This is a genomic window from Pseudomonas sp. Pf153, from assembly GCF_001269775.1.
Classification (GTDB): domain Bacteria; phylum Pseudomonadota; class Gammaproteobacteria; order Pseudomonadales; family Pseudomonadaceae; genus Aquipseudomonas; species Aquipseudomonas uvaldensis.
The window spans coordinates 339,398-357,447 of record NZ_LHVL01000008.1 but is presented as its reverse complement, the minus strand read 5'-3'; the positions used below and the strand labels follow the sequence as shown (position 1 = coordinate 357,447).

The following is an 18,050-nucleotide window of genomic DNA, read 5'->3' as shown; positions in this document are numbered from 1 at the left end:
TGAGTAACAGGCATACGGCTACAGCAAGAGATTGGATCAGAGAACGCGGCATGGTTGTTCCTCACTGGAATGATCGGTCAGCTATCGATGCCGGAGTGCGTCGCGAGGCCGCCTCCAGATCCATCAGCCCTTGGCCATAAGCTTCACTATTGGCATAAATACCCGAGCGGTTGGCTGTCGCCAGCAGATGCTCACGCACCTGTTGCGGACTGAGTTCCGGATAAAGGCTCTGCAGCGTAGCCAGCGCCCCGCTGACGAGTGCCGTGGCAGGGGAGGTGCCGGCGGTTTGCACGTAACGCCCTTCCTTATCCACCGTGAGCAGGCCCGCCTGTGTGCCGGAATCGCCGCCCGGTACGGCAATGCACCAGGCGGCCGCGACGCCGCAGTAGTTCGATTTGCCATTGATACTGCTGCCGTCGTTTTTCAGCGCCACCACCGCTATCCAGCCTTTCTCCAGCTCTCCAAGTGCCGCGGGCAATCCGGGTTCGGCCAAGGGCTCGCGCTTGAGTTCATTACCGGTGGGGAAGACAAACACGGCGCCGGCGGCTACCAGCTTGCGAGCAACATCCAGGGAGTCGGGCATGACCTGCTTGTAACGGGCCTCATTGATCTCGGTGGCGGGAATGGCGTTGGCCCAGGAGTTGTTGAACAGACGAGCGCCCTTGTCGAAGCCGCTTTGCCAGGATTGGGCAATTTCACTGTCGAAGAAGAAAGGTTCGTTGTCGTCGCCAAAACGAAAGGGGATCAACCGTGCATCGAATGCGATGCCGTGCATGCCCTGGCTGTCCTTGTTGGCGGCGAGGATGCCGGCCATCTGTGTGCCATGGCCGATACGGTCAACGGTACCGGCACGGTTTTCGACATGGTCGAATCCAGGATCGGCCAGTCTGCCTTCGAACTCATCCAGGCCGGCATTGAGGCCCGAGTCGACCAGCGCCACCACCACATGCTGGCCGGTGCCGCCACGGGCGTACAAGGCGGAGGCTTTGACGACGGCCAAGCCCCGCTGAGCGTGATACTCCGGTGTTTCGAAAGCGACCGGCTCCATGGTGGTTTGCTCAGGGACGGCCAGGCATCCCGCCAGCAGTGAAAGCGACGTAATGCCCAGGGTGTTCAGAGCGGAGCATAGGTATGGCAATGGTTCGTTCCTTGAAAAGTGCCTCGAGCGTCTGGCTTCCTGCCATGACGCGATGCGTGAAATTGAAGGCGCACCTTAGCGCGCAAGTTGGGCGGGGACGAGACATCAAAATGCCCGGGTTTGTATCTCTTCATGGCAACCCAGGCAGGCCTCCCGCGCTACATCCATCCGCTGAATGGCCGCCATCACACGAATAAATTTCAAAAAGCTACAGCGGCTGACTAAGGTGAAGGCTGTCTTTGGTCGCCAACAAGAGAGCTGACATGAGCCAGACACCCTTCGATATTCAGCGCGCCGCCGTGGTTGGGGCAGGCACCATGGGCCGGGGCATCGCGATGTGCCTGGCCAATGCTGGCGTGGCGGTACAGTGGGTCGACAACAACCCGCAGATGCTTGAGCAAGCGCTGGCTGCGGTGGCCGAGACCTATGCTCACGGCGTTCGCCAGGGCCGTATCGACCAGGGCGAAGCCGATGCCCGGATCGCCCGGGTGAAGCAGGCCGATGACTATGCGGCGATCCGCGATGTGGATCTGGTGATCGAGGCGGTTTATGAGAATCTCGAACTCAAGCAAGCGATCTTTCGTGAGTTGGATCGCTTGCTAAAGCCCGAGGCCATTCTGGCGAGCAATACATCGGCGCTGGACATCGACGCCATCGCTGCCGCTACTCGACGGCCTGATCAGGTCCTGGGTCTCCACTTCTTCAGTCCGGCACACATCATGAAGCTTTTGGAGATCGTCCGTGGCGCGAACACGTCCAAAGCGGTATTGGACGCCGCCGTTGCGCTGGGCAATCGCATGGGCAAAGTCAGCGTCATAGCCGGCAACTGCCATGGGTTCATCGGCAACCGCATGCTTCATCCTTATGTGCTGGAAGCGCGCAAGATGCTGCTGGAAGGCGCGTTTCCTCATCAGGTCGATGCGGCGCTCCAGGGCTTCGGCTTTGCCATGGGGCCGTTCCGCATGTACGACGTGGTCGGAATCGATCTGGAATGGCGTGCTCGCGAACTGGCGGGCAAGGGCCAGGATGCGCCCGAATTCCAGGTAGATAACCGCCTGTGCGAACTGGGACGGTTCGGGCAGAAAAGCGGCAATGGGTACTATCACTACGAACCGGGCAGCCGACAGGCCGAGCATGATGTAGAGGTGGATGCGCTGGTGCAGCGGGTTAGCGAAGAGCTGGGTTTCCAGCGACGCGAGATCAGCACGGAGGAAATTCTCGAGCGTTGTCTGCTGGCGCTGGTCAACGAAGGCGCGAAGATCCTGCAGGAGGGCATCGCCGGGTCGGCCCACGATATCGACCTGGTGTATCTCAACGGTTATGGTTTTCCAGCGCAAAAGGGTGGGCCGATGGCCTGGGCGGATGAGCAAGGGCTCGAGGATATTCACGCGCGCCTTCTCGAACTCGAGACGAAGCAGGGGGACCATTGGCAGCCTGCGCGCCTGATCGGGGAGCTTGTCGCCCAGCACAAGGGGTTCGCGCAGCGATAACCGCATCACGCAACGATCACTGAATAACCGCAAAGGACAACCGATGCCCCAACGTACCGAATACCCGTACCTGCATCCCATCACCACGCGCTGGCATGACAACGATGTGTATGGCCACGTCAACAACGTCACGTACTACAGCTTTTTCGATACGGCGGTGAACACTTATCTGATCGAGGTGGGTGGCCTGGATATCCATGATGGCCAGGTGGTGGGGTTCGTGGTGAGTTCGGCCTGCGATTACTTTGCATCCATCGCCTTTCCCGACCGGATCGAAGTCGGCCTGCGAGTCGGCAAGCTGGGCAACAGCTCGGTGCAATACGACCTGGCTGTGTTCAAGGCGGGGGAGGAAGAGGCTTGTGCTGCGGGACGCTTCGTACACGTGTTCGTGGACCGGGCATCGAACCTGCCGGTGACGATTCCAGAGCAGCTGCGTACGGCGTTGGAACGTTTGGTGGCCTGAAACGAGAGATCGCAGCCTCCGACGGGCGAAGGCTGCGATCTTCAACGGCTGGAGTCTGTCAGCCGTTAGTCGCGGTAGTAGCGATGGTGCTTCTTGCGATGCCCGTAGGCATGGCCGCGACCCGGGTGGCCGTCACGGTAGTAGCGGCGGTCACCACGGCGACCGTCATAATGACGGTCGTCATCATCGTCCTTACCCATGTAGTTGCCCAGCGCGCCGCCGGCACCGCCGCCCGCAGCAGCGCCGATCAGGCTGCCGGTGGTGCCGCCCAGATTGCGGCCTACCACGTTACCGCCGGCTGCGCCCAGCGCACCGCCGATGGCTGCTTCGCCGCGGCTGTGTCTGTCCGCACCGACCGCACTGCCACCCGCGCCGCCAATGGCCGCGCCAATGGTGGAGCCGGTGCTGCCGCCCAGGGATTGGCCGACAACCGAACCCAATACCCCGCCCAATGCGCCGCCCACGCCTGCTTCGGCAGTACCGCCAGCGGAGGCGATGCCACTGACCAGGCCAAGGGACAACAAGAGAATGGAGGAGAACTTCATAGAGGAGCCTCAAAGGGATGACGGCGCGATCCTGAGGCTGGCTTCGCTTGGTTACAATCGAAATCCGACGAGTAACACGACTTGTGCACAATTCTCTAACTTATTGTTTTTTAGTCGGAACTTAAGCATTTTCAGTCGGTCTTTAGCTACTTGGGAATGGCCGCTTTACAGGTAAAGCGGCCTTTTTTTGTGCTCAGGCCGACCTGGCCAGGATCACTCCATCTTCGCTCGCAGCTTCCAGGCGGATCGCGACGAATTTCGACGTCGGTGTGTGGCTGCCATCGCCAATGCTCTCCAGTGGCACCAGCGGATTCACCTCGGGGTAGTAGGCAGCGGCCTGTCCGGCGGGGATATCGAACGCCAGCAGGGTAAAACCCTTGACCCGCCGCTCGTGACCGTCATCCCACAGTGAAACGATGTCAACCTTCTGTCCGGGCTTGAAGCCCAGGCGAACGATATCGGCTTCATTGACGAACAACACGTCACGTTGGCCTTTCACGCCACGATAGCGGTCGTTCAGACCATAGATAGTGGTGTTGTACTGGTCGTGGGAGCGCATGGACTGCAGGATCAGATCCGGTAGCTGTCCGGTGGCGCGGGTGCGCTCATGTACCAGATCTGCCGGCAGTTTGTTGGGCTTGAAATTGGCGCGGCCCGAAGCGGTATTCCAGCGACGCGCACCGGCGCTGTTGCCCAGATAGAAGCCTCCGGGATTGAGTACCTTCTCGTTGAAATCCTTGAAACCAGGGATGGTGTCGGCGATCAGGTCGCGGATGCGGCTGTAGTCGGCCACCAGCCAGCTCCAATCCACGGGGCGATTGCCCAGCGTGGCGGCGGCGATACCGGCGATGATCCAGGGCTCGGAGCGCATCTGGTTCGACAGCGGTTCCAATTGGCCCATGGACGCATGGACCATGCTGAAAGAGTCTTCCACGGTCACCGCCTGCGCGCCTTCGGCCTGCCGGTCGATGTCGGTACGACCCAGGCACGGCAATATCAATGCCTCTTTGCCGTGGGCCAGATGACTGCGGTTGAGCTTGGTACTGATCTGTACCGTCAGGTCGCAATTGCTCAAGGCCTGGAAGGTGCGGTGACTGTCCGGCGTAGCCTGGGCGAAGTTGCCCCCCAGGCCGATGAACACCTTCGCCCGGCTGGTGGCCATGGCGTGGATCGCCTCGACCACGTTGTGACCGTTCTCGCGCGGCACCTTGAACTGAAAGCGACGTTCCAGCGAATCCAGGAACGCTACCGGTGGGCGTTCGTTGATGCCCATGGTCCGGTCGCCCTGAACGTTGCTGTGGCCACGAACCGGGCACAGGCCCGCACCCGGCCGGCCGATGTTGCCGCGCAGCATCATCAGGTTGGCGATTTCCTGAATGGTTGCCACCGAATGACGATGCTGGGTAATTCCCATGGCCCAGCACATGATCACGCTCTTGCTCCTGGCGTACATGCGGGCCGCTTGCTCGATCTCGGCCAGGGTCAGGCCCGATTGCTCGACGATCTGTTCCCACGGGGTGTCGTCGACCACGGCCAGGTAATCCAGCACGTTGGTGCTGTGCTCATTGAGGAAAACGTGGTCGAACACCGCGGGAGCGCCAGTGTTCTGCGCTTCACGTTCCCATTGCAGCAGGAATTTTGCCATGCCGCGCAATATCGCCATGTCGCCACCCAGGGCCGGGCGGAAAAAGGCGGTGTTGGTCGGTTTGTCGCCGTTGGTCAGCATTTCCAGCGGGTGTTGCGGGTGCTGGAAACGTTCCAGGCCCCGTTCTTTCAGCGGATTGATGCAGACCACCTGCGCCCCGCGCTTTACGGCTTCGCGCAGCGGCTCGAGCATGCGTGGGTGGTTGGTGCCGGGGTTCTGTCCCCAGACGAAAATCGCGTCGGCGTGTTCGAAATCGTCGAACGTCACCGTGCCCTTGCCCACGCCGACGCTCTGGGACAGCGCCACACCGCTGGCCTCGTGGCACATGTTCGAGCAGTCGGGGAAGTTGTTGGTGCCATAGGCGCGCACGAACAGTTGATACAGGTAGGCCGCTTCGTTGCTGGCCCGGCCCGAGGTGTAGAACTCGGCCTCGTTCGGACTGGACAGCCCTTGCAGGTGTTTGCCGATCAGGGCAAACGCCGCGTCCCAACTAATGGGTTTATAACGATCGGTTTCGGCGTCGTAGCTCAACGGTTCGGTCAGCCGCCCCTGGTATTCGAGCCAGTAATCGCTCTGCTCCAGCAGCGAACTCACGCTGTGCCTGGCGAAGAATGCGCCGTCGACACGACGCTTGGTCGCTTCCCAGTTCACGGCCTTGGCGCCGTTTTCGCAGAACTTGACCACGCCACTTTCCGGCGAGTCGCCCCAGGCGCAGCCCGGGCAGTCGAAACCGCCGTTCTGATTGGTCTTGAGCATCATGCGGATGTTTTTCAGCGCATTATCGCTGGTCAGCCAGGCCTGAGCGACGCTGATCAGCGCGCCCCAACCACCGGCCGGGCCCTTGTAGGGTTTGTAGCGTGGTACGGGTTTCTGGTCGGCTTGTTGATGATTGCTCACGCTTGTTTCTCCATCGCAGGGCTGTAGACCCGCGGCGCACTTTTTTGCGGCAGGTGGATGAGGTTGAGGTTGTGTTGGCGAGCCCACTGCACGGCAAGGCCCGTGGGCGAGGACAGGCTGACCAGGGTCTGGATGCCGGCGCGTAGCACCTTCTGGATCAGTTCGAGGCTGCAACGGCTGGTGACGATCGCCAGGCCACCGGCGACCGGAATCCGTTGCCGGACCAGCGCACCGATCAGCTTGTCGAGAGCGTTATGCCGGCCGATGTCTTCGCGCCCGAGCAGCAATTGTCCTTGAGCGTCCATGAACAACGCCGCGTGGACTGCGCCACAATGCTGGCCCAGGGGTTGGAACTGGCCAATGCGTTGACGCAGGCCATCGAGCCATTGCGCCGGTGGCAGCGGGGCGCCGGGCAATGCCTTGAGGTTGGGCAGCGCCTGTTCCACCGCTTCTACGCCGCACAAGCCGCAGCCGCTGGTACCGGCCAGTTGGCGGCGTTGTTGCTTGAGGTTCCAGAACGCACGGTTGGCGATGGTCACCTGGGCGTGATGCGCCGACCCCGCACCTGTCAGTTGCAGGTCATAGATGTCCGACGCGTCTTCGATGATGCCGCTGCCCAGGCTGAAGCCGACGATGAAGTCTTCCAGGTCGGTAGGTGTCACCAGCATGACGGCCTGGCTGATGCCGTTATAGGCAATCGCCAACGCCACTTCTTCAGCCAGCGCGGTGCTGTCCGATTGGGAGTGGTCCAGATTGCAGTAGCGATAGCTCTGGCTGGCGGCTGGTCCGGGTGCATCGACCGAAGGTACCTGGCAGACAGGAGGCTTGTCGTTCATGGGCATCACTGAAAGTAGGAATAGTGCTAAGACTAAATGCGGCAATCTGCCACGTCTAATCGCTATTACTGATCTTTCAATAGATGACGTCGATCAAGTTGTTGTCATTGATTTCTGGTAGAGGGCAAAACAAGCTTCCGCCAGCGCCGAGCGTGGCGCGCCGCGACGCATGATGAGCCCCAGCGGGACCAGCGTTTGCGCGCTTTCGATGGGCTGGATGCGCAGGTCTTCGGTCAACACGTTCAGGCCGCTGTCCAAGGGCATCACCGCGCAGCACAGGCCACCGTGAACCGCTTGTAGCAATTGATGCACGGCGTCGGTTTGCAGCAATGGTTGAGGCGTCAGGCCTCGGCTGTGGAAGTTGTAGTCGATGGACTGACGAAAGTGCATGCCGCTGGTGAGCATTCCCAGGGGTAACTCCATCAGCGCCTGCCAGCTCAGTGGCTGTTCCCCGAAAAAGAAATAACGCTGGTCGTAAAGCAGTCCCATGCGGGTGTAGCTGAAAGACAGTGCCTCAAAACGCTCGTTATCCAAACGCTCGAGGTAGGAAATACCCAAGTCTATGCGGTTATTCGCCAGTTGCTCGAGGATCTGCTCGGAGCTCAGGGATGACAGTTCAAAGCGCAGGTTCGGGTGTTCTGCATGCAAGCGCTGCATCATCGTCAACGGGCTGAAGTCCGACAACGGCACCACGCCCAGGCGCAGCGTACCCACCAGGTTGCCGCGACAGGCCGCCGCTTCGGCCTGAAGGCCGTCATAGGCCGCCAGTACCGTGCGCGCCCAGGCTAGCACTCGTTCCCCGGGAGCAGTGAAACCTTCGAAGCGCTGGCCTCGATTGACCAGCGGCAGACCCAGCTCTTCCTCAAGGCTTCGCAGGCGCATTGACAGAGTGGGTTGGGTGATGTGGCAGCGGGCGGCGGCTTGGCCGAAGTGGCGGGTTTCGTCCAGTGCGATGAGAAATTTCAGCTGCTTGATGTCCATCTTCGCTCCAGGGCGCAGGAAGGTTCGGATTCTAGCGCTTGCAAGGCACGGGGTCATTGGTCGGCTGGGGGTCGGGTTCGTTCGGCTTGGTCTAGTCTTTGTGTTTGGACACTCGAACCAAGGAGAGAATGCGATGAGCCTTTTCAGTTTCTTGAAAGAAGCCGGTGAAAAAATTCTCGATGCGCTGACACCCGATAAGGCACAAGCCAACAGCGAAGCGCTGACCAGGCATGTGCAAGATGCGCTGACAGGTATCGATACCTCGAAGATTCAAGTGAAGCTCGAAGGCGAGAAAGTCATCGCCACGGGTGAGGCCGCGAGCCAGGAAGAGAAGGAAAAAATTCTGCTGGCATTAGGCAACGTCGCCGGCATCAGCGGGGTCGATGATCAGATTACGGTCACAGGTCCGGTCGCTAAGGAAGCCAGGTTTGTCACCGTCGAGAAAGGTGACACATTGAGCGCCATTTCCAAGCGCGTTTACGGCGATGCGAACAAGTACCAGAAAATCTTCGAGGCCAACAAACCGATGCTCAAGCACCCGGACAAGATTTACCCGGGGCAGGAGCTGCGCATCCCGGAATAGATCCCGGGACCGCGTCGCCTTCATCGCGAGCAAGCCCGTCCCAGGGTTTTTTGGCGTCCAGGGGAGCGAGCCTGCTCGCGACAGAGCGACATCGTTCTAAAGCCCTGCGATCAAATCACGGTAATCCCCCAGCGCCTCGAACTCCCCCGTATCCTTCGGCCCTTTGCGGCTGTCCGGTTCACTGACCGCCAGCAGATGCGCCACGCCGAAATCCCTGGCGCTGCGCAGTACCGGCAAGGTGTCGTCGATAAACAGGCTGCGGGCCGGGTCGAAGTTCAGGTCGGCGTGCAGCGCGTCCCAGAATTGCGGGTTTTCCTTGGGAAAACCGTAATCGTGTGAACTGATCAAGCGCTCGAAATAAGGCGCCAGTTCGATGCGTTCCAGCTTCAGGGATAACGAATCGCGGTGGGCGTTGGTGATCATCACCACGCGTTTACCGGCTCGTTGGATTGCCGCCAGAAATGTATCGGCATCCGGGCGCAAGGCGATCAGGTGCGCGGTTTCCAGTTTCAGCTCGCGCACCGGCAGCTTCAGCTCGGTGCTCCAGAAATCCAGGCAGTACCATTGCAATTGCCCGGCGTTGCGCTCGAACAGCGGTTGCAGCTCCATTTCGGCCATGGCCCGGCTCACACCGTGTAGCTCGGCGTAGCGCTGAGGCAGGTGTTCCATCCAGAAATGATTGTCGTAATGCAGGTCCAGCAGGGTGCCGTCCATGTCCAGCAGAACCGTATCGATCTCGTGCCAGGGCAACAAGGCCATAAAACTTCTCCAGCGGTAATCGGATATCCGACACAAACAATCAGAATAGGCCGGGTATAGTAGCTCGCTATCGCCCAGGGAGCCGTTTATGCGCCAGAAGCCCACCATACTCGATCGACGGATCGTCGCCACCAGCCGCCTGTTTTGCGTGGAAGAATTGAAACTGCGTTTTTCCAATGGTGTGGAACGCACCTATGAGCGTTTGGCGGGCAAGGGCACGGGGTACGGGGCGGTAATGATCGTGGCGATGCTCGATACAGAGCATGCGGTGTTGGTGGAAGAGTATTGCGGCGGTACCGATGCCTATGAATTGTCCCTGCCAAAGGGGCTCATCGAACCCGGGGAAGATGTGCTGGCGGCAGCTGAGCGGGAGCTCAAGGAGGAGGCCGGGTTCGGCGCACGGCAATTGGAACACCTGACCGAACTGTCCCTCTCGCCCGGTTACATGAGCCAGAAGATTCAGGTCGTGCTGGCAACCGATTTGTACGAAGAGCGGCTGGAGGGCGACGAGCCAGAGCCGATGCGCGTAGACAAAGTCAATCTGCGCGAACTGTCGGCCCTGGCGCAAAACCCCCAATTCACCGAGGGCCGCGCCCTGGCGGCGCTGTATCTGGCCCGTGACCTGCTGACCCAGCGAGGAGCATTCCTGGCATGAACTACCCCCACCCTTTGATGGCCCCTGTAGTCGAGCTGGCGCTGAAGGCCGGTGAGGCGATTCTCCCGTTCTGGCGGGCCAACGTGCAGGTCGATCACAAGGCCGACGAGTCGCCGGTTACCGCGGCGGACATGGCCGCTCACGATGTCATCGTGGCCGGGCTGAAGGCGCTGGCTCCCGAGATCCCGATCCTCTCCGAAGAGGATGCCGATATTGCCCAGGGCCTGCGTGCAGGTTGGCAACGCTGGTGGCTGGTGGACCCGTTGGACGGGACCAAGGAGTTCATTTCCGGCAGCGAGGAATTCACCGTCAATATCGCCCTGGTCGATCAGGGGCGCGTGGTGTTTGGCGTGGTGTCCATGCCTACCACGGGCCGCTTCTATGTTGGCGGCGCCGGGCTTGGAGCGTGGCGTGGCGACAAGGGGAGCGAGCCGTTATCGATCGGTGTGCGCACTACGCTGGCGCCAGGCGAGACGTTCACGGTGGTGGCCAGCCGTCGACACACCAGTGCGGAACAGGAGCGCCTGTTGAGCGGCTTGAGCGAGAGCCTGGGGCAATTGCAACTGACCAATATCGGCAGTTCGTTGAAATTCTGCCTGGTGGCTGAGGGAGCGGCGGATTGTTACCCACGGTTAGCGCCCACTTCCCAGTGGGATACGGCCGCCGCCCAAGGTGTGCTCGAGGGCGCCGGTGGCGAGGTGCTGGATCTGAGTGGTGAACCGTTCTGTTATCCAGCCCGTGAATCGCTGTTGAATGAATCGTTCCTGGCGTTGCCGGCGAGAGCAGCGTGGCGTGGGAAGCTATTGGCGCTGGCTTGCTCTTGAACCGATCCTGTGGCGAGGGGATTAATCCTCTCGCCACAGGGGGGCGGTATTCAGCGGTGGAGCACGTACTGCCCCTCGAATCGAACCGCCGCTTCATCGCTGGCATCATTCAACACCTGCGTCTGTAAAGTCAGCCGCGCCCGTCCATAACGCCGGTAAGTGGCCAAAAAGCGTTTCCAGACCTGTTCATCAGGCGCGTCGCAGACGACGGTCGCGTCGCCGGTGACCGGCAGCGGATAGCTGATCTGTCCTTCCTGAATCACGATATGTCCATCCTCGATGCCGTCTTCGCGCAGGGCCAGGTGCAACCAGCCCCAGCCGCCCAGTACTGCGCCGCAATACAGGCTGCCGCCGAACATGGTGCTCTTGTGGTTGACGTTGGCCGCAAGTGGCAGGAACAGGCGAAGTTGCCGGGCGTGCCAATCGAGCACCTTGAGACCCATGTCCCGGGTCAATGGGATGTCGTGGTGCAGAATCGATTCCAGGTAACGACTGTCGCGGTTCATTGCAGGCCTCTTGCGTGAAAGAAGGAGGACGATGACTCAATCGGACTCATCGGCCGCGCCCTGACTGCTGTCGCCGAAGGTCAGGCCATGTTTGCGCAGCTTGTCATGCAAGGTCTTGCGCGGAATGCCCAAGGCTTCGGCGAGACTGCGCACCGAGCCGTGGGGACGAGCCAGTTCGGCGGCGATCAGGGTTTTCTCGAAGTTTTCCACCTGCTCGCTCAGGCCGCCGTTGACGATCGCCACGGGCGTGCCCGGGGCGCCGTCCGGCGCACTGTTGTCCAGAGCCAGTTCCAGGCCCAGGGCAAAGCGCTCGGCGGCGTTTTGCAATTCCCGAACGTTGCCCGGCCAACTGTGGCGCAGCAACAGTGCCCGTTGCGCCGGTTGCAGTTCATGAGGTGGCAGGCCGTGGCGGGCACTGGCTTCGTCGGCGAAGTGCTGGAACAGCATCAGTGCATCCTCGCCTCGCTCGCGCAACGGCGGTATGCGCAGCGGCGCGACATTCAGGCGGTAATACAGGTCGGCACGAAAGCGGCCTTGATCGGCGGCCTGACGCAGGTCTTCCTTGGTGGCGGCAATGACGCGTATATCCAGCGGGATCTGTTGATTGCCTCCCAATCGCTCCACCACCCGTTCCTGCAACAGGCGCAGCAGCTTGACCTGTACATCCAGGCTCATGCTTTCGATTTCATCGAGAAACAGCGTGCCGCCATTGGCGAACTCGAACTTGCCGATGCGGCGTTTTTGCGCACCGGTGAAAGCGCCCGGTTCGTGGCCGAACAGCTCGCTTTCCACCACCGATTCGGCCAGGGCCCCGGCGTTGATCGCCACGAATGGGCCGTTGCGTCGACTCGAGAGGTCATGCAGCGCACGGGCGACCACTTCCTTGCCGGCCCCGGTTTCACCCAGGATCAAAACGTCGGCGCGGGTCGCCGCCAGTGCGCCGATCTGCTCGCGAAGGCGCAGCATCGGCACCGACTGGCCGACCAGCCGGGCACTGAGCTCCTGACGGTCGCTGAGGGCCAGGCGCAGGCTGCGGTTGTCCAGTACCAATCGACGCAGGGCCAGGGCCCGGCGCACGCTGTCGAGCAGGTGATCGCTGGCGAAGGGTTTTTCCAGAAAATCGTAGGCACCGGCGCGCATGGCCTGGACCGCTAGCGGCACATCGCCGTGGCCGGTAATCAACAGTACCGGCAGCTCCGAATCCTGGGCGTGGAGCTGGCTCAGCAGTTCGAGGCCGTCGATGCCCGGCATGCGGATGTCGCTGACCACCACGCCCGGCCAGTCACGTGGCAGCTGTTGCGCAAGATTCCTGGCCTCGGGCAGAGGCAGGACTTTCAGGCCGGCCAGGTCGAGGGTCTGGCTCAGCGCCTGGCGCAGATGGGGATCGTCATCGATCAACACCACCTCAATCCGGTTATCGATGGTCATACGCTACGGTCCTCGGACGGTTGCAGGCTCACTCCGGGCGCGCCGGCGCGCAGCTTGAGGGTGATCAGGGCGCCGCCCTCCTTGTGGTTGGCGAACGACAGTTCGCCGCCGAAGGCGCGCATCAGGGTTTCGCAGATTGCCAGCCCCAGGCCGAGCCCCTGGGTACGGGTCTTGGTGGTGTAGAAGGGTTCGCTGGCGCGGCCCAGGGCTTCCATGCAAAAGCCTGGGCCGTTATCGCGGATATACAGGATGACGCCGGTTTCGGTGGCCTGGGCACTGAGCCAGAGCTTACGCGGCGGACCTTTTTCGGTCAGGGCGTCGAGCGCGTTGGCCAGCAGGTTGCCCAGTACCTGGCGCAAGCGGGTTTCACCGGCTTCGACCCACAGTGTGGCGGCCGGAAGGTCACGGATCAGCTCTACCTCCATGGTGCGCCGGCGTTTGGCAAGCAGCGCCAGGGCGTCGTCGAGCGCCGGCTGCAGGGCGACGCTTTCCGGGGCATGGCGGTCGCGGCGGGCAAAGGCACGCAGGTGGGCGATGATCGAGGCCATGCGCCCGGTCAGCTCGCTGATCTGCTTGAGATTGCCGCGGGCATCCTCGGTACGCTGGTGGTCGAGGAGGATCTCAGCGTTTTCGGCATAGCTTCGAATCGCTGCCAGCGGCTGGTTGAGTTCATGGCTGATGCTGGCCGACATGGTGCCCAGGGCAGAGAGTTTGCCGGCCTGTACCAGGTCGTCCTGGGCGCGGACCAGTTCCTGCTGTGCGTGCTCGCGCTCCAGCACTTCTTGTCTCAGCCGCCGGTTCAGTCCTTCCAGGTCGCTGGTGCGTTCGGCCACGCGGCCCTCCAGCTCATGACGTGCCTTGGCTTCGAACGCGATCCGATCCAGGTAATGACGCCTGCGCTGCATCATCAAACCGAGCAACGACATCAGCACCAATAGTGCCGCGCCGCCGGTGGCGACCACGGTGCGCACCGGGCGGTCGATCAGTGTGCGCGGCGCCAGAATGCTCACGCTCCAGCCTGTCTCCTCGATAGACTGGGTTTGTGTCAGCCAGGCGTTGGCATCCAGGTTCAGTGGCTGGGGATCTCGGGTCGGGTAAGGCTGCACGGCGCTGATGGCGATGCGTTCCTGATCGTTCAAGGGACGGGTCGCGCGGAATCGCCATTCCTGCCGTGAAGTCAGGATGACCACGCCGTTGTGGTCGGTGACCAACAGTTGCTCCGGCGTCTTGCCCCACAGGCTTTCGGTGTGGTCCAGATCGACCTTGACCACCAGTACGCCGATGACTTTTTCATGGTCGCGCACCGCGGCGGCAAAAAAGTAACCCCGCTTGCCCGACGTGGTGCCCAGGCCGAAGAAGCGGCCCAGGCGGCCGGCCATGGCTTCGATGAAATACGGCCGGAAGGAGAAATTGCGCCCGACGAAGCTGTCGTGCTTGTCCCAGTTCGACGCCGCCAGGGTCTTGCCGGTAGGATCCATCAGATACATCACTTCTGCGCCGCTCTGGCCAGAGATGTTCTTGAGCAACCGATTGGCGTTGCTTTGGGTCACGCTATCGTCTGGAGCCGATAACGCCGCGCGCAGGGCGGGTAGATCACCGAGAATCTGCGGCAGCACTTCATAGCGATGCAGGGTGCCCAGCAGGTTGGCCACATAGAGATCCAGGGTCTGGCGGTTCTGTCCGGCCAGTTCGCTGCGGTAATACCGTTCGGCCAGATGTTCCAGCGGCCATAGCAAGGGTGCCAGGCACAGCGCCAACAGGGCCAGGCTGCGCCAACGGGGTCTGCGGGGAAGAGTGGAATTCATAAACGTGCGCCTGTAGGAACAGGCGCATTATGCCCGGGCTTGTACGAAAAATACCCGCATGCGACGTACAAAGCCTAGGTTTGTCCGGCGAGGCACTGGTGCAGTGCAATTCGCCAGTTCGGTTGACTCACTTTCCATTCCTGGAGCAGGCGTGTGCAATCGAGCCGTGAGTTCAGCGGACGATGGGCCGGCGTCGGATAGGCACTGGAGGGAATGGGGTCGATCACGGCACAAGGCTTTTGCTGCTCGACCAGATGTTCGCCGATGGCCTGGGCGAAGCCGTACCAGGAGGTTTCGCCCCTAGCCGTCAGATGGTAAGTGCCCCAGGCCCCAGGCTGCCCGACCCGCCAGCGTTCGATGAGCTTTGCGGTGCTTTCGGCGATGGTGGCGGCCCAGGTCGGCGCTCCGACCTGGTCGGCCACCACCTGCAGATTTGGTTTTTCCTGCAGCAAGCGCTGCATGGTCAATAGAAAGTTGCGGCCGTGGGTGGAATACACCCAGCTGGTGCGCAGTATCAGGTGCTGACCTGCTGCTCGACGGATGGCTTCTTCACCGGCCAGCTTGCTGCGCCCATAGACACTCAAGGGATTGGGGATGTCCTCCTCGGTGTATGGCTCGCGCTTGTAACCATCGAAGACATAATCGGTGGAGTAATGGATCAACGGGACGCCCAGGGTGACCGCTGTTTCAGCCAGGATCCCAGGGGCGGTGGCGTTGATGGCAAACGCCAGCTCCGGCTCGCTCTCGGCCCGGTCGACGGCCGTATGGGCCGCGGCATTGATGATCAGGTCCGGTCCCAGGAGGGGGATGGCGGAGCGCAGGTCATCCGGGCGTGTGAGGTCGAGCTGGCCACTGCCGCGCACGATCAGCTCAGCGGTGTCCGCCAGGCGCGATTGAAGCGCCTGGGCCAGTTGGCCGTTTTGGCCAATGATCAAGATGCGCAGGGAGGCTTTCATGGAAACAGATCGGCCTCGTTCAGGAATTTTCCGTTCTGGTCTTTGGGCGACAGGGTCGGGGTGCCCTGCAGTTCCCAGTCGATGGCCAGTTGCGGGTCGTCCCAGCGAATACAGCGTTCGGCCGACGGGGCATAGTAGTCAGTGGTCTTGTAGAGAAAATCCGCCGATTCGCTCAGTACGACGAAACCGTGGGCAAACCCTGGCGGAATCCACAATTGCCGTTGGTTCAGCGCTGACAGACGTACGCTGGCCCATTGGCCGAAAGTGGGCGAATGGCGCCGTATATCCACCGCGACGTCCAGCACTTCACCTGCGGTGACCCGTACGAGTTTCCCCTGGGGTTGTTCGATTTGGTAATGCAGGCCGCGCAGCACGCCCCGGCTTGATCGCGAATGGTTGTCCTGGACGAACTGCAGGGTGCAGCCTGTGGCATCGGCAAACGCTCGGGCATTGAAGCTCTCGTAAAAGAAGCCGCGATCATCACCGAAGACTTTCGGCTCGATGATCAGCACTTGCGATAATCGCGTGGCGATGACGTTCAACGTGACTCTCCGGCGATTTTGAACAGATATTGGCCGTAGCCGGTCTTGCCGAAATATTCGGCGCGCTCAAGAAGATGCTCACGGCTGATCCAGCCCTGTTGATAGGCAATCTCTTCCAGGCACGCTACCTTCAGGCCCTGACGATGCTCGATGGTCTGTACGTACTGCGAGGCTTCCAACAAGCTGTCGTGGGTGCCGGTATCCAGCCAGGCGAAACCCCGGCCGAAACGCTCGACGTGCAGGTCACCGCGTTGCAGATAGGCGTTGTTGACATCGGTGATTTCAAGCTCGCCTCGTTTGGAGGGTTTGATGCCCTTGGCAATCCGGATCACGTCGTTGTCGTAGAAATACAGGCCGGTCACCGCGTAGCTGGATTTAGGCGTGGTCGGTTTTTCTTCGATGGAAATGGCATGGCCTTCGGCGTCGAAGTCGATCACGCCAAAACGCTCGGGGTCCTTGACCCAATAGCCGAATACGGTCGCGCCACGTGGTCGGTTGACGGCGGTTTGCAATTGTTCGCTGAAACGCTGGCCGTGAAAGATGTTATCGCCCAGGATCAGGCACACCGGGTCGTTGCCAATGAATTGTTCACCGATCAGGAACGCCTGGGCGAGCCCGTCCGGCGAAGGTTGCTCGGCATAACTGAACTGCACGCCGAACTGGCTGCCGTCGCCGAGCAGGTTTCGGTATTGCGGCAGGTCCTGCGGCGTGGAAATCACCAGGATCTCCTTTATGCCGGCCAGCATCAGCACCGAGATCGGATAGTAGATCATCGGTTTGTCATAGATCGGCAGGAGCTGCTTGGAAACGCCCAGGGTGATGGGGTGCAGTCGAGTGCCGGAACCGCCCGCCAGAATAATGCCTTTCATCATGCAATCGACTCCTTGCCGTCGAGCGAGCCCAGGCGCTCGCCCTGGTAGCTGCCGTCCTGGACACGTCGGCACCACATCAGGTTTTCAAGGTACCACTGCACGGTTTTACGCAGGCCGGTGGCAAAGGTTTCCTGTGGCGTCCAGCCCAGTTCCCGTTCGATCTTGCTGGCATCGATTGCGTAGCGCAGGTCGTGACCGGGGCGATCCTTGACGAAGGTGATGAGATCGGCATAGCGCTCGACGCCTTCGGGCTTGTGTGGCGCAAGTTCTTCCAGCAGCGCGCAGATGTTGCGTACCACATCGATGTTTTTCTGTTCGTTGTGACCGCCGATGTTGTAGGTCTCGCCGACGCTTCCCTCGGTCACGACCTTCAGCAGTGCCCTGGCATGGTCTTCGACGTACAACCAGTCCCGTACCTGTTGTCCATCGCCATACACCGGCAGGGGCTTGCCCGACAGCGCGTTGAGGATCACCAGTGGGATCAGCTTTTCGGGGAAGTGAAACGGGCCATAGTTGTTCGAGCAATTGGTCAGCAGCACAGGCAAACCGTAGGTGCGCTGCCACGCCCGGACCAAATGGTCAGACGCCGCTTTGCTGGCCGAATAGGGCGAGCTGGGGGCATAGGCAGTGGTTTCGGTGAACAGATCGTCCACGCCATGCAGGTCGCCGTAGACTTCGTCGGTGGAAATATGATGGAACCGAAACGTGCGCTTGCGTGGTTCGGGAAGGGCCTGCCAATAGGCGCGGGTCGCTTCCAGCAGGCTGTAGGTGCCTACGATGTTGGTCTGGATGAAGTCCGCCGGGCCATCGATGGAGCGATCCACGTGGGACTCGGCTGCCAGGTGCATGATTGCGTCAGGCTTGAACCGCTCAAGCACTGCGCTGACAGTCGGTTGATCGACGATATCGGCCTGTACGAATTCATAGCGACTGTCATGATCGATACTGCTCAGCGATTCGAGGTTGCCAGCGTACGTCAGCTTGTCGAGGTTCAGGACGTGGTGTCCCGTATCGTGGATCAAATACCGTATAAGGGCCGAGCCGATGAAGCCGGCACCGCCAGTGATGAGAATGCGCATCCGGTTAAGCCTTTTCCATGAGGCGACAAAGCATGGAGCATAGCTT

General features: G+C 61.0%; 18 protein-coding genes. 5 read left to right on the top strand and 13 right to left on the bottom strand.

Annotation, left to right across the window (positions count from 1 at the left end; translation table 11 throughout):
• Window positions 1-61 precede the first annotated feature (61 nt).
• Window positions 62-1,138, bottom strand: coding sequence for a S8 family peptidase (locus AD666_RS04520; protein ID WP_053147983.1), 1,077 nt, complete (start codon window positions 1,136-1,138; stop codon window positions 62-64).
• A 263-nt stretch (window positions 1,139-1,401) separates the two neighbouring features.
• On the opposite strand from AD666_RS04520, the gene AD666_RS04515 reads away from it, so the two are divergent.
• Entirely contained in the window at window positions 1,402-2,628 is a 1,227-nt protein-coding gene (locus AD666_RS04515) for a 3-hydroxyacyl-CoA dehydrogenase (protein WP_053147981.1), read from the top strand.
• A gap of 43 nt (window positions 2,629-2,671) precedes the next feature.
• Window positions 2,672-3,091, top strand: a complete 420-nt coding sequence (locus tag AD666_RS04510) for a thioesterase family protein (protein ID WP_053147979.1) — start codon at window positions 2,672-2,674, stop codon at window positions 3,089-3,091.
• Between the two features lie 65 nt (window positions 3,092-3,156).
• Here AD666_RS04510 and AD666_RS04505 read toward each other — a convergent pair whose 3' ends face one another.
• The 4 genes from AD666_RS04505 to AD666_RS04490 all read right to left on the bottom strand — a co-directional run bounded on the left by AD666_RS04505 (window position 3,157) and on the right by AD666_RS04490 (window position 7,995).
• A complete protein-coding gene (locus tag AD666_RS04505) occupies window positions 3,157-3,636 on the bottom strand; it encodes a glycine zipper domain-containing protein (protein WP_053147977.1) in 480 nt (159 codons plus the stop codon).
• Between the two features lie 193 nt (window positions 3,637-3,829).
• Window positions 3,830-6,178, bottom strand: coding sequence for an FdhF/YdeP family oxidoreductase (locus AD666_RS04500; RefSeq protein WP_053147975.1), 2,349 nt, complete (start codon window positions 6,176-6,178; stop codon window positions 3,830-3,832).
• Complete coding sequence (fdhD, locus tag AD666_RS04495) at window positions 6,175-7,014, bottom strand: formate dehydrogenase accessory sulfurtransferase FdhD (protein WP_053147973.1); 840 nt, start codon at window positions 7,012-7,014, stop codon at window positions 6,175-6,177. Before fdhD ends, AD666_RS04500 begins: the two co-directional genes overlap by 4 nt.
• 93 nt (window positions 7,015-7,107) lie before the next feature.
• Complete coding sequence (locus tag AD666_RS04490; protein ID WP_053147970.1) at window positions 7,108-7,995, bottom strand: LysR family transcriptional regulator; 888 nt, start codon at window positions 7,993-7,995, stop codon at window positions 7,108-7,110.
• Window positions 7,996-8,128: 133 nt separating this feature from the next.
• On the opposite strand from AD666_RS04490, the gene lysM reads away from it, so the two are divergent.
• Window positions 8,129-8,578, top strand: a complete 450-nt coding sequence (lysM, locus tag AD666_RS04485; RefSeq protein ID WP_053147968.1) for a peptidoglycan-binding protein LysM — start codon at window positions 8,129-8,131, stop codon at window positions 8,576-8,578.
• 96 nt (window positions 8,579-8,674) lie between these two features.
• On the opposite strand, the gene yrfG is transcribed toward lysM, so the two are convergent.
• A complete protein-coding gene (gene yrfG, locus AD666_RS04480) occupies window positions 8,675-9,337 on the bottom strand; it encodes a GMP/IMP nucleotidase (RefSeq protein WP_053147967.1) in 663 nt (220 codons plus the stop codon).
• A gap of 88 nt (window positions 9,338-9,425) precedes the next feature.
• Between yrfG and nudE the strand changes: the two genes are divergently transcribed.
• Window positions 9,426-9,992 carry an ADP compounds hydrolase NudE gene (gene nudE / locus AD666_RS04475; RefSeq protein WP_053147966.1) on the top strand — a complete coding sequence of 189 codons (567 nt, stop codon included), beginning with the start codon at window positions 9,426-9,428 and terminating at the stop codon, window positions 9,990-9,992.
• A complete protein-coding gene (gene cysQ, locus AD666_RS04470) occupies window positions 9,989-10,816 on the top strand; it encodes a 3'(2'),5'-bisphosphate nucleotidase CysQ (protein ID WP_053147964.1) in 828 nt (275 codons plus the stop codon). Before nudE ends, cysQ begins: the two co-directional genes overlap by 4 nt.
• Before the next feature lie 50 nt (window positions 10,817-10,866).
• Here the strand turns inward: cysQ and AD666_RS04465 are convergent, their stop codons facing one another.
• From AD666_RS04465 to rfbB, 7 genes are all read right to left on the bottom strand, one after another.
• Entirely contained in the window at window positions 10,867-11,322 is a 456-nt protein-coding gene (locus AD666_RS04465) for a thioesterase domain-containing protein (protein WP_053147962.1), read from the bottom strand.
• 36 nt (window positions 11,323-11,358) lie between these two features.
• The gene (locus AD666_RS04460) at window positions 11,359-12,750 is read right to left on the bottom strand and encodes a sigma-54 dependent transcriptional regulator (protein ID WP_053147960.1); all 1,392 of its coding nucleotides are present in this window, start codon (window positions 12,748-12,750) and stop codon (window positions 11,359-11,361) included.
• Complete coding sequence (locus AD666_RS04455; RefSeq protein WP_053147959.1) at window positions 12,747-14,555, bottom strand: ATP-binding protein; 1,809 nt, start codon at window positions 14,553-14,555, stop codon at window positions 12,747-12,749. The genes AD666_RS04460 and AD666_RS04455 overlap by 4 nt, the downstream gene beginning before the upstream one ends.
• Window positions 14,556-14,629: 74 nt before the next feature.
• Window positions 14,630-15,511 carry a dTDP-4-dehydrorhamnose reductase gene (gene rfbD, locus AD666_RS04450; protein WP_053147957.1) on the bottom strand — a complete coding sequence of 294 codons (882 nt, stop codon included), beginning with the start codon at window positions 15,509-15,511 and terminating at the stop codon, window positions 14,630-14,632.
• Window positions 15,508-16,053 (bottom strand): dTDP-4-dehydrorhamnose 3,5-epimerase, encoded by a 546-nt coding sequence (gene rfbC / locus AD666_RS04445; RefSeq protein ID WP_053147955.1) that lies wholly within the window; start codon window positions 16,051-16,053, stop codon window positions 15,508-15,510. The genes rfbD and rfbC overlap by 4 nt, the downstream gene beginning before the upstream one ends.
• Window positions 16,050-16,925: a glucose-1-phosphate thymidylyltransferase RfbA gene (gene rfbA, locus AD666_RS04440; protein WP_053147954.1), complete on the bottom strand. Its 876-nt coding sequence runs from the start codon at window positions 16,923-16,925 to the stop codon at window positions 16,050-16,052. Before rfbA ends, rfbC begins: the two co-directional genes overlap by 4 nt.
• Complete coding sequence (gene rfbB / locus AD666_RS04435; RefSeq protein WP_053147952.1) at window positions 16,922-18,004, bottom strand: dTDP-glucose 4,6-dehydratase; 1,083 nt, start codon at window positions 18,002-18,004, stop codon at window positions 16,922-16,924. Before rfbB ends, rfbA begins: the two co-directional genes overlap by 4 nt.
• Between the last annotated feature and the right edge of the window lie 46 nt (window positions 18,005-18,050).